We start from the raw sequence: 11739 nt of genomic DNA, 5'->3' as shown, positions 1-11739 counted from the left end.
CGGGCCCGTTCGGCAGTTAACCGGATGCCCCGTTCCGCGACATCTGGCGCACGCCGGGCGCGCGTAGGGTCGATTGGGTGGGCACGCAAGCGAAGGGGAGGCATCGGCGTGGCGAGGACTGACAACGACACTTGGGAGATCACCGAGAGCGTGGGCGCGACGGCGCTGGGCGTCGCGGCTGCCCGGGCCGCGGAGACCGACAGCGAGAACCCGCTCACCCGGGACGAATTCGCGCGGGTGTTCCTCCACGCCGCCGGCGAGGGCGCGTGGAACTGGTTCGCGGCGCCTAACCTGCCCGCCCAGATCACCGCGGCCGAGCCCGACCTCAAGCCCCGGATGCAGGGGATGGTCGACTACATGGCCGCGCGGACGGCGTTCTTCGACGCGTTCTTCCTCGACGCCGCGCGGGCGGGGGTGCGCCAGGTGGTGATCCTCGCGGCCGGCCTCGACTCCCGGGCCTGGCGGCTGGCCTGGCCCGACGGGGTGACGGTCTACGAACTCGACCAGGACCGGGTTTTGGAGTGGAAGGTGACGACCCTGCGCGACAACGGGTTCGAACCGCCCCGCAACCTCGTCACCGTTCCGGTCGACCTGCGCAACGACTGGCCCGCGGCGCTGCGGCAGGCCGGCTTCGACCCGTCGGCGCCGAGCGTCTGGTCAGCCGAGGGGCTGCTGCCGTTCCTGCCCGCGGCCGCCCAGGAATTGCTCTTCGAGCGGGTCAACGAGCTTGCCGCCGCGGGCAGCCGGATCGCCGTCGAGGCGCCCGGCCCCGACTTCCTCGACGAGGACGCAGTGGCCAGACAGCGGGAAACGATGCAGCGGCTGCGCGATCTGATGGCCGAGGTGGAACCGGACCGGGACATCCCCGACGTCGCCGACCTCTGGTACTTCGAGGAGCGCGAAGACGTCGGCGAGTGGCTGCGCCGCCACGGCTGGGACGCGACGGTCACGCCGGCCGAGGAGCTGATGGCCGCCTACGACCGCAGGCCCCCGCAGGGCATCGAGGGCGCCGTTCCGCAGACGTTGTTCGTCGCGGCGCAACGCAACGAAGGAAAGTGAGCGCCGCGTGAGCACCGCCCGGAGCGACGACGACAGCTGGGACATCACCGAGAGCGTGGGGGCGACGGCCCTCGGCGTGGCGGCCGCGCGGGCGGCGGAGACGCGCAGCGAAAACCCGTTGATCAAGGACCCTTTCGCGCAGGTCTTCCTCGATGCCGCAGGCGACGGCGTGTGGAATTGGCACTCCACGCCGCCGCTGCCCGACGAACTGATCGAGGCCGAGCCGCAGTTGCCGCTGCAGATGGCCGCGATGGTCGGCTACATGGCTTCGCGCACAGCGTTTTTCGACCAGTTCTTCCTCGACGCCACGCATGCCGGCATCCGCCAGGTGGTGATTCTCGCGGCCGGACTGGACTCTCGGGCGTGGCGCCTGGCGTGGCCCGACGGGATCACGGTCTACGAGCTCGACCAGCCCAGGGTGCTGGACTTCAAGGAGTCGACACTGGCCGAACGGGGCGCGCAACCGGCCTGCCACCGGGTCGCCGTGCCCGTGGACCTGCGCCAGGATTGGCCGGAGGCGTTGCGCGCGGCGGGATTCAACGCGTCGGTGCCCAGCGCCTGGTCGGCCGAGGGGCTGATGCCCTATTTGCCCGCCGCGGCTCAGGACCTGCTCTTCGACCGCGTGCACGGGCTCGCGTCGACGGGCAGCCGGGTGGCGGTGGAGGCGTTGGGACCGAAGTTCCTCGACCCGGAGTTTCGGGCCAGGCGTCGTGAGCGGATGGACCGGATCCGTTCGCTGATGGAGCGGATCGACCCGCAGCGCGAGGTTCCCCGGACCGACCAGCTGTGGTACTTCGAGGAGCGCGAGGACGTGGGTGACTGGTTTCGCCGGCACGGCTGGAAGGTGACGGTGACGCCCGCAGACGAGCTGATGGCGGGCTACGGCCGCCAGGCGGCCGAGGAGGTCTCCGACGCGGTACCCGGGAACCTGTTCGTGGCGGCGCAGCGGGCTTAGCCCCGACCCTCCGGGCGGCGGGCGTGCCCGCGCCATCGGCGGAACCCGCTGCGCGCTGCGAAGGCGCCCACGATCGCCGTGGCGCACCACACCGCGATCGCGGAGTAGGCCAACACCGACGACCGGTTGGCGATCGAGGCGCCCAGCGCGGTGTACGCGAAGGCGCGCGGCACCGAGCCGATGAACGAGCCAATCGCCATCTGCCACAACGGAACACCGAAAGCGCCGAAGGCATAGGAGGCGAGGGCGTCCGAGATGCCGGGGACGAAGCGCTGGCCGACGACGGCCCACAGGCCGCGGCGTTCGATCAGCCCGTCGATGCGCTCGGCGCGCGCGGCGCCCAGCAACTCCCGCGCGCTGCGCCGCCCGGCCCGGCGGCCAACGAGGCTGGCGACGATCGACGTGCCCACCGTGGCCCCCAGGGTGACGAACAGTCCGAGCAAGGGTCCGATCAACAGGCCGCTGCCCGCGGCCAGGATCGAGCCCGGCACGAACACCGCGCCCAGCGCCGACGAGAGCGCCACGTAGGTCAGCGGGGCGAGCGACCCCGTCGCCGACACGGTGCGCCGGACGTCGTCGACGTCGATGACGCGCCGGACGGCCACCAGGTAGAACACCGCGAGCAGAAAGCACGCGAACACGGCGAGCCGGGCGATGTGGCGCCGCCGGGTGCTCCTCGAGGGTTCGTCGTTGTCAGCCAATACCGCCTCAGCGCTTCCTCATTCGCCCGAGAACCGGCACGGCCGACGGAGCGGCCTTGAGCCGCTGCCGCAGCCCACTCGCGCGCACCGCCCGCCGACCGATCGCGATACGGATCGCTGCCTCCGAACCCACCACGCGCACCTTGACTTTCGCGCGCGTGACCGCCGTGTAGAACAGCTCGCGCGTCAGCATCCTGGAGTCCTCGCCCGGCAGCAGGACCGTCACCTCGTCGGCCTGGCTGCCCTGGCTCTTGTGAATGGTCATCGCGTACATCGTCTCGACGTCGGACAGCCGGCTGGTCGCGAAATCCAGCGTGCCCGCGGCGCCGGCGACGACGGCCCGCAGCCCGTCCGGACGGGCGACGACGACGCCGGTGTCCCCGTTGTACACGCGCAGCCCGTAGTCGTTGGCCGTCACCAGCAGCGGCCGGCCGGCGTACCACTCCGACCACGCCGGCAGACCGCTCTCGTCGGTCAGCCACCGGTGCACCTCGCGGTTCCACCGCTGGACGCCGAACGGTCCGCGGCGATGCGCGCACAGCAGCCGGTGCCCGTCGATGGCCGCCAGGGCGACCGCGTCGGCGCCCAGCACGGCCGCCTCCCGCACGCGGAGCGCGTGCGGAAGCAGGATCGCCCGCAGGCGGTCCGTCGGGTCCGGCTCGTCGATCCACTCGACGTGCTCGCCGCCCGCGCGCAGCAGCGTGATCGCCCGGTCGGCGTCACCCGCCCGGATGGCCGCGGCAAGGGCGCCGATGGACTCGCCGAACCGGTGCGACGAGCGCAGGGCGGCGACGCGCGTGTCCGTGCGCTCGGACAGGCCGTCGACCAGATCCGCCAGCACCGCACCGGCCTCCACCGAGGCCAGCTGGTCCGGGTCGCCGACCAGGATCAGCCGCGCGTCGGGCCGCACCGCCTCCAGCAGCCGCGCCATCATCGTCAGCGACACCATCGACGTCTCGTCGACGACGATCACGTCATGCGGGAGCCGGTTGCCGCGGTGATGGCGGAACCGCACCGACGTGTCGGGCCGGCTGCCGAGCAGCCGGTGCAGTGTCACCGCCTCTAGCCCGGCCAGCCGCGCGCGGTCGGGCGGCTCGAGCGCGGCGACCTCCGCCGCCACCGCCTCGGTCAGCCGGGCGGCGGCCTTTCCGGTGGGTGCGGCCATCCCTATGCGCGGGCGGGCCCGCCCCGAGGCCTCCGCCTCTTCGGTCAACAGCGCGAGCAGGCGCGCGACGGTGGTCGTCTTGCCGGTGCCCGGCCCGCCGGTGAGCACGGTGACCGCCTGCGACAGAACGACTTCCGCGGCCGCGCGCTGCTCCTCGTAGCCGGGCGGGAAGAGCCGCTCGAGCGTCGGCGGCCGGATCGGGGCGCCGGGAACCGACAACGCGAGCAGGTCGGCGCAGACCTGGCCCTCCTCGCGCCAGTACCGGTCGAGGTACAGCAGGCGGTCGTCGTGCAGGCGCAGCACCGGGGGTTCGCGCGTCAGGCCGCTCGCCCGCACCGCCGCCGGCCACGACGACGGGTCTGGCCACGGCAGTTCCGGCGCCGCGCACTCGGCGGCGACGGTCGTCAGGTCGACGCACACCGAGCCGCCGCGCAGGCCGCGGACCGCCAGCGCGACCGCCAGGGCCACCGCCTCGTCGCGCTCGTCGGCGAGCTCGGTGATCCGCTGCGCCACATGCACGTCGGCGGCTTCCAGCACGCCGGCCTCGTTGAAGTCGCGGAGCAGGCCGCCGACGGCCAGGGCCAGTCGGCGATCGAAGAGGTCCTCGTAGGCGCTCTCGGTCACGCTCATGCGGCCCACCGCCCCTCGTCGAGCAGGTCCGACAGCGCGACGGCCAGCTCGGGCGGCGGCCGCCAGCTGAACACCCCGCACGGGTGGCCGTCGGTGACGGGAGTGCCGGGTCCGCACATGCCGCGCACGAACAGGTACAGCACCCCGCCCAGGTGCCGCGCGGGGTCGTAGCCGGGCTGGCGCCAGCGCAGGAAGCGATGCAGCACACCGAGATACAGCAGCGCCTGCAGCGGATAGTCGGAGTGCAGCATCGCCCCGGTGAGCGCCGCGTAGCCGTAGTCGGCCGCCGTGTCACCCAGCATGTTGGTCTTGTAGTCCACCACCAGGTAGCGCGGGCCGGCCACCCGCAGCACGGCGTCGATCGACCCCGACAGGTAACCGCGCAGCGGCTGGCCGCCGAGCGCGTCGGACCTCAGCCGGTCGGCGTAGCCGGCCAACGGATCCCCCGGCCGAAGGTGCCAGGCCAGCAGCTCACCCACGTCGGCGAGTCGCAGGTCGGGCACCTCACCGCGAATGTCACCGCCCGCCAGGGGTATCTCGAAGTCCAACTCGCGCAACCGGTCCCGCAGGGGGACCTGCCGCAGCGTCACTCCGGGCGCCAGCGGGCCGAGGTCCGTGTCGTGCATGGGGATCAGCGCGGACGCCAGCCGTTCGGGTTCCGCGTCCACGGGCCACCACGCCGAGTGCGCCCGTATCCGGCCTTCCAGTTCGGCGGCCAGGTCCGGCGCGAGGGGATCGGCGTCCTCGAGCACCGCGTGCACCAACGACCCGAACGTGGCACCGGCCGGAAGGTCGGCCATCGGGGAGGGCAGGTCCGCTCCGGCGGGCGGCGGGGCCGCCTCCGGCGACACGTCGACCTCGTCGTCGCGGGGCGTGGCCTCGGGTTCGCTGCCGACACCGGGCTCGTCGGCGCCCCGGATCAGTGCGGAGTACGAGGTACGCCGCCAGGTGGTGTCGATGCAGCGGTGAAAGTGCCGCACGCCCAGATCGATTCGTGGAGGGGGTGGGGTGAGCGCGGGCACGGGGGCGACGATGGCCTCCTCGATCACCGGCCCGCCCGCGGCCTCCCAGGCCCGGAAGTGGGCCAGTGCCTCGTCGTCGGAGATCGTCTTCGGATCGCAGCGGTCGGGGACGGCGGCCTCGCCGCGCCGCCGGCCGCGCATGAGGCGGGACAGGCCGCCGTTGGGCTCGTCGAACGACGGCGCCCACCAGGCCACCACCTGCGACTGCGCCCGGGTCAGCGCCACATACGTCAGCCGGATGTCGTTGCGGGCCGCCTCGGCCCGGCTCAGCCGCTCGGTCTCGGCCAGATCGGGACTGTCCGGGCCGCCGATGTGCAGGCAGCGAACCCCGGCGTCGTCGTGGAACAGCGGGATGTCGTCGACGAAGAGGTGCCGGTTGAACGCGAAGGGCAGGTACACGATCGGGAACTGCAGGCCCTTGGCCCCCCACACCGTCATGATCTGCACCGCGGCGGCGTCGCTGTCGATGCGGCGGTTGCGTTCGGGCGCCCCCTCGCGCTCGTCGCATTGGCGGCGCAGCCAGTCGCGCAGCGCGGGCAGGGCCAGCCGCTCGCGGTGCGAAACCTCTTGCAGCAGTTGCGCGATGTGCGACAGGTCGGTCATCGTGCGCTCGCCGCCCTGCCCGGCGAGCACGCGTCGGCCCATCCCGGCCAGCTGCGCCGCCTCGAGCACCGCCGCCGGCCCGCGCTGGCGCAGGAGATCCGCCCAGTCCCGCAGGGTGGCGGCCACGCCGTCGGTCAGCGCGTCGCCCCCGGCGGCGAGCTCGTCGGCCGTCTTGCCGAAGAACACCGTGGCCGCGGCGGCGCGGACCACGCCGGCCCGGTGGGTCTGGTCGAACGCGCCCAGCAGGGACAGCCAGTCCGCGGCGGCCGGGGAGGAGAACACGTCGTCGTCGCCGGTGTAGACGGCGGCGATTCCGTTCTGTATCAAGGCGTTCTGGCACGACCGGCCGTCCTCGCCGGTCTCGACGATCACCGCGACGTGACCGGCCTCGATGGGTGCGCCGTCGAACGTCGCACCGCCCGCCAGCAGGGCGCCGATGTCGGCGGCCAGGTCGACGGGGATGAAGCGGCGAAGCTCGGCCATCGGGATGGTCTTCGACTGGTCGACACCGAACAGGGCGCGCCCGACCAGGCGCAGGCGGAACGGCGCTTTGCGGGGCGCGCCGGCCATGCGATGACCGGCGAGGCGCGCTTCGACCGGGCGCACCACGATGCGCGGATCGCCCAGCTCGGCGCCGTGCAGAACGGTGTGGAGCCGCTCGACGAGCGCGGTGTCGCTGCGCCAGTTGACGTCGAGGGTGCGCCGCTCACCCGCGGTGCTCGCGGCCGCGAGATAGGTGTAGATGTCGCCGCCGCGGAAGCCGTAGATCGCCTGCTTGGGGTCGCCGATGAGCACCACCGCGGAGTGGCCGGAAAAGGCGCGGTCGATGACCTGCCACTGGATGGGATCGGTGTCCTGGAACTCGTCGACCATGACGATCGGCCAGCGCGCCCGCATCCGGTCGCGGGCGTCGGAGTCGTCCGCGTGCAACGCCGCGGCGAGCCTGCGCAACAGGTCGTCGTAGCCGAGGATCGCGAGCCGGTGCTTGCGCAGCTCGAGCTGCCCGAGCACGTCGGTGGCAAACCGCAGCCGCACCGCCGCAACGGAATCCGGGGCCGGGTCCGCCGGGCGCAGTTGGGCGCACGGATCGCCCACCACCGCGCGGGCCAGCGCCAGCGCATCGGCGTAGCTCAGCGCCGCCTCCTCGCGTTGGGATCCGAAATGCGCGAGGTACAGGTCGTCGACGATCTGGGTGACCAGGTCGTCGAGGCTTTCGGCCAGCGTCACCCCGGCGTCGGTGTCGCCGGCCACCCCAAGGGATTTCAACACCATGCTGCAGAACTCGTGGGTGGTCGCGATAGTCGCGGCGTCGAACCCGGCCAGCGCGTCACGGAGCCGCTCGCAGCGCTCGGCGCGGTCCGCGTCGGTGCCGGCCGTCAGGTGGGCGACGAGCTCGTTGGGCGCGTCGCCGGCCGGATTACACAGCGCGGCAACGATATCCGTGATCTGGCCGCGCACCCGCTCGCGCAGCTCGCGGCTGGCGGCGCGGCTGAACGTGATCAGCAGCATCTGGTCGAGCGTGGCCACCCCTTCGGCGACGTAGCGGGTGACCAGGCCCGCGAGCGCGAAGGTCTTACCGGTGCCGGCGCTGGCTTCCAGCACCGTGGTGGACCCGGGCGCGGGCAGCGGCCCCCGCAGATCGAATTGCTCCATCAGCGCACCTCCGCGCGCAGCAGCGGCAGCCACAACCGCGCGGCAAGCGCGCCCAGCCGGGTGTCGTCGCCGTCGCACTCCTCGCCCGGATGCGGCGCGCCCAGCAGGACACTGATGGGAGCCCTTCTGCCCCAGACCCTTTCGTGCGCGGGCTCGGCGTCCTCGCCGTGGAAGTTGCGCTGGGAATGCCACCGCCAGTCCGCCGCCCGGCGCGGATCACCGCCGCAGTGCCGCGCCTCGGCCCAGGCGAACGACGTCCTGACCGGCAGCGGCAGCGGCTCGCGGCGGCCGGCGTCGTAGAGGCGCACCAGGTCGCGCAGCGCCTCGACGGCATCCGGGGGCGCCGCGAGCAGTCGCTGGTCGATGCGGTGGTTGTTCCTGGCGCGCCCGATGCACAGCGCCGTCCAGTCGCGTCCCGGCCTGGCGGCGGCCAGCGCGAGCAGGGGGATCCACGCCTGGATCAGGTGCTTGCCGCCCAACTTCGAATAGGTGACCGAGACCGTGCGACCGTCGAAGACGGGGGTCACCGTCCCGGTGAGCCGGCGGCCGTCTGTCAGGGGGACGTCGACGTCGTACGCGTCGGGGTCGGGGCGCCGGTGCTGCAGCGCCGCGCGCGCCAAATCGGCGGCCTGGTCGCGGATCTCGACGGCCTTGCGCATCCCCAGCCGGCCGGGCGGCAGCGTGCCCCGCCGCCACTCGGCGTTGGCGGCGGTGTCGGGGTGCATGCCCCGCAGCATGTCGCGCAGCATGCGGTCGCCGACCGTCCACTCCTCGAGATTGTCGATCTCGACCGGCATCTCGTCGTCGAGGTCCTCGACCTCCGAGGGCAGCAGGTACTCCAGGGCGCGGAAGAAGCCCTTGACCGGATCCTTGAAGAAGGCCAGCAGGTCGGTGAGCGCGACGTCGTCGCGCGGCGGGGGCGGGAGTGGTTCGGCGAAGAACGGACGCGTCGCGCGCCGGTCGCCCGCGGCCGCCTCGGCGGCGACCAGGGCCGTCGGATCGAAGGTGAAGGGCCGGCCCGGTATCAGCGCACCGGCGGTGACGTTACGAATGTCGAACGGCTGCAAGGGGTGCCGCACCACGACGCGCTCACGCACCGGACCGCACGTCGTGCGGTCGAGGGCGTCGAGCGCCTCGGACAGCGGCACGGCGGGCGGACGGCGATGGCCCGTGTGCTCGTCCGCACCCGTGTAGGTGATCACCAGCGTCTCGCTGGCCGCGCAGATGGCGTCGAGCAGCAATTGCCGGTCTTCCGAACGGATGTCGCGCTCGCCGGTCATCGGCGCCCGCGCCAGCGCGTCGTCACCGTCGGCGCGGTTGATCCGGGGGAACACACCGTCGTCGAGGCCGAGCAGGCAGACCACCCGGTGCGGGACGGAACGCATCGGCACCATCGTGCAGACCGTCATGGTGCCGGTGCGGAAGTTCGCCCGCGTCGGACGCCCGGCCAGGTGCCCCGCCAACAGCGCGCGAGCGTCGGGCAGTCGCAGCACCGTGGCGGAACGGGAACCCGCCTCCTCCAACACGTTTGCGAACTCCCGCCGCAGTTGTCCGGGTTGCCAGGCGTCGTCGTCGCCGACACAGGTGAGCGCCTCGACTCCATCGGCGAGCGCGTCGATCCACGCGGTCAGCGGCCGGGGGCCCTCGAGTGCGCCGACCACGCGCTGGACCCGCGCGACGTATTCGGCCAATCGCCCGGCCAGCTCCACCCTGTTGCTGCCCACGTCGTCGAGGGGCAGCGCGGTGCCGAGCCACGCCTGCGAGTCGTCGGACATCGCGACCCCCGTGAGGACGCGGTCGAGTCCGAAACGCCAGGTGTTGTGCAGGATGTGGCCGAGCCCGTACGGCGCCCGCTGTTCGGAGTCGAAGCCCCAGCGGATGCCCGACTCGCGCACCCACGCCGTGATCGCGTCGAGGTCGTCGTCGGTGAACCCGAACCGCGCCCGCACGGGCGCGGCCTGGGCGAGGTTGAGCAGCCCCGTAGCGGTGGAGCGGCTGCCGGCGATGCCGAGCAGCTCGGTGGCCACGCCCAGCAGCGGGTTGGTCTGCGTGGGCGAGCGGTCGGCCAGGCGGACCCGCAGCCGGTGCGCCGGGTGGCCCTCGCCGGCCAGCTCGCCCAGCCCGAAGGCGGCGACGATCAACGGGGCGTAGGACTCGATGTCCGGGCACATCACGACGATGTCGCGGGGCTCGAGCGTCGGGTCGTCCTCGAGCAGCCCGAGCAGCACTTCGCGCAGCACGTCGACCTGACGCGCGGCCCCGTGGCAGCTGTGCACCTGCACCGACCGGTCGCCGTCCGCCAGCTCCCGGCCCGCCGGCCGGACCGCGTTGGCGGCGATGTCCGACTGCAGCCAGCCGAGCAACGTGGCCGGCCCGGCCGCGCCGGCGTCGAGGCTCAGGCACTCGTCGGTGGCCGGGCAGGCCGGCAGCGCGCGCTGCAGCTCGCGCAGGTCCCGGCCGAGGGTCTGCAGCAGCGGATGGCGCGCGGCGCGTCGGCGGTCGTCGGCGGATCGCGGGACGGCGCCGTGAACGCCGGCCAGGCCCCGCCACAGGTCGTCGCTGGGGTGGGGCAGCCACAGATGCAGGTCGTGGTGCACCGACAAGGCCTCGAGCAGTTCGACGTCGGTGCGCGCCAGGCGGGTGTGCCCGAACAGCGACAGCCGCGCGGGCAGGTCGGCCGGGCCCTCGCGCAGGCGGGCGACCGTCTTCTCGTGGCGGACGTGCGGGGGATCGGCGGGGATGACGGCGGCGACCGCGCGCCACAGCTCGGGCTGCCAGGCCAGGTCGCTGTCAAGGCCGTCCGTGTTGCCGGCCAGCCAGTCGGCCAGCAGCTGCGGGCGCTGGCGGGCGTACGACGCGAAGATGCCGGCCAGCCGGCGCGCCACCGAATACCTTCTGCCCCGGCGCAATTCGGCCTCGGGCCCGGTGTCGAAGTGCCCCAGGTGGGTCGCCAGGGTGCGGCACCAGGGTTCGCCCAGCGAGCAGTCGATGACCTCGAGCAGCGGCCAGGCCAGCGCCTCGGGCGCCCACGGGTCGTCGTCGGCGGCGGTCCCGGACAGCTCGGAGATCAGCGAGGCCGGGCTGCGAAACACCACCCCAGCGCAGACGCCGTCGCCGCCCGGGCTGCGCTCACGACGCCCGAGGACGTGCGAGAGCCGCTGGCTCAGCCAGCGTTCGACGCCGCGCGCCGGCACCAGCACAAGTTCCTCGGCGAACGGATCCGGCAGGGGTTCGGCCAGTAGAGCGCCGAGGCCGTCGGCAAGGAGATCGGTGCGCTCGGCACGGTGGAGATGAAGCGCCATTGCGGTGCCACGATAGACCCTGACACCGACACCTGGAGGCGGCATGGCCGAGCGGACGTCGTCGGAGCGCCTGACACCGAAGTTCACCGAGGCGCTGCGCTATGCGACCGACAAGCACGCCGGGCAAACGCGCAAGGCGAGCGACGTGCCCTACATCGGGCACCTGTTGTCCGTCGCCGGCTTGGTCATCGAGGACGGCGGCACCGAGACGCAGGCCATCGCCGCACTGCTGCACGACGCGGCCGAGGACCAGGGCGGCCGGCCAACGCTCGACGAGATCGCACGGAAGTTCGGCGCCGGCGTCGCGACCATCGTCGAAGAGTGCAGCGACAGCTTCGAGACGCCGAAGCCGCCGTGGCGGCCGCGCAAGGAGGCCTACGTGCGCCACCTCGGCGAGGCGTCCGACGCGACCGTGCTGGTGTCGCTGGCCGATAAGCTCGACAATGCGCGCGCGATCCTGCGAGACCTGCGCGCGCACGGGGACGCGGTGTGGCGGCGGTTCAGCACACAGGACCCGGAGGATCACCTGTGGTACTACCGCTCCCTGCTGGAGGTGTTCCGCAGGCGCACCGACAGCTGGATGGTCGGCGAGTTGAGCGACGTGATCGACGCGCTGGGGCGGGAAATCGGCGACGACTAGCGAGAGGCG

At 73.0% G+C, this 11739-nt stretch carries 7 protein-coding genes; 3 read left to right on the top strand and 4 right to left on the bottom strand.

Translation table 11 applies throughout. The features are described 5' to 3' along the window. Positions 1–108 precede the first annotated feature (108 nt). Together GPY60_RS13820 and GPY60_RS13815 are read left to right on the top strand one after the other, a co-directional pair. Positions 109–1059 carry a class I SAM-dependent methyltransferase gene (locus GPY60_RS13820; RefSeq protein WP_156688243.1) on the top strand — a complete coding sequence of 317 codons (951 nt, stop codon included), beginning with the start codon at positions 109–111 and terminating at the stop codon, positions 1057–1059. Positions 1060–1066: 7 nt separating this feature from the next. Next, positions 1067–2014 carry a class I SAM-dependent methyltransferase gene (locus GPY60_RS13815; RefSeq protein WP_156688242.1) on the top strand — a complete coding sequence of 316 codons (948 nt, stop codon included), beginning with the start codon at positions 1067–1069 and terminating at the stop codon, positions 2012–2014. On the opposite strand, the gene GPY60_RS13810 is transcribed toward GPY60_RS13815, so the two are convergent. Genes GPY60_RS13810 through recC form a run of 4 tightly spaced genes read right to left on the bottom strand, consistent with a single transcriptional unit; the run spans position 2011 to position 11090 of the window. Continuing rightward, positions 2011–2715: a TVP38/TMEM64 family protein gene (locus tag GPY60_RS13810; RefSeq protein ID WP_156688241.1), complete on the bottom strand. Its 705-nt coding sequence runs from the start codon at positions 2713–2715 to the stop codon at positions 2011–2013. The genes GPY60_RS13815 and GPY60_RS13810 overlap by 4 nt on opposite strands. 7 nt (positions 2716–2722) lie before the next feature. Beyond that, the gene (gene recD / locus GPY60_RS13805; protein WP_156688240.1) at positions 2723–4510 is read right to left on the bottom strand and encodes an exodeoxyribonuclease V subunit alpha; all 1788 of its coding nucleotides are present in this window, start codon (positions 4508–4510) and stop codon (positions 2723–2725) included. Beyond that, entirely contained in the window at positions 4507–7788 is a 3282-nt protein-coding gene (locus GPY60_RS13800; protein WP_156688239.1) for a UvrD-helicase domain-containing protein, read from the bottom strand. The genes recD and GPY60_RS13800 overlap by 4 nt, the downstream gene beginning before the upstream one ends. Then, the gene (gene recC / locus GPY60_RS13795) at positions 7788–11090 is read right to left on the bottom strand and encodes an exodeoxyribonuclease V subunit gamma (protein ID WP_156688238.1); all 3303 of its coding nucleotides are present in this window, start codon (positions 11088–11090) and stop codon (positions 7788–7790) included. The genes GPY60_RS13800 and recC overlap by 1 nt, the downstream gene beginning before the upstream one ends. A gap of 43 nt (positions 11091–11133) precedes the next feature. Here recC and GPY60_RS13790 point away from each other — a divergent pair, with 43 nt between their 5' ends. Next, the gene (locus tag GPY60_RS13790; RefSeq protein ID WP_156688237.1) at positions 11134–11730 is read left to right on the top strand and encodes an HD domain-containing protein; all 597 of its coding nucleotides are present in this window, start codon (positions 11134–11136) and stop codon (positions 11728–11730) included. Positions 11731–11739: the final 9 nt, after the last annotated feature.

The organism is Mycobacterium sp. Marseille-P9652, from assembly GCF_902652685.1.
Classification (GTDB): domain Bacteria; phylum Actinomycetota; class Actinomycetes; order Mycobacteriales; family Mycobacteriaceae; genus Mycobacterium.
Note: the sequence above shows the minus strand (reverse complement) of the source record. Positions and strands in the feature narration are given on the sequence as shown.

Excerpts from the sequence above, each read along its gene's own strand:
- GPY60_RS13790 (WP_156688237.1), top strand. The coding sequence starts at position 11,134 with ATGGCCGAGCGGACGTCGTCGGAGCGCCTGACACCGAAGTTCACCGAG.
- GPY60_RS13800 (WP_156688239.1), bottom strand. The coding sequence starts at position 7,788 with ATGGAGCAATTCGATCTGCGGGGGCCGCTGCCCGCGCCCGGGTCCACC.
- recD (WP_156688240.1), bottom strand. The coding sequence starts at position 4,510 with ATGAGCGTGACCGAGAGCGCCTACGAGGACCTCTTCGATCGCCGACTG.
- recC (WP_156688238.1), bottom strand. The coding sequence starts at position 11,090 with ATGGCGCTTCATCTCCACCGTGCCGAGCGCACCGATCTCCTTGCCGAC.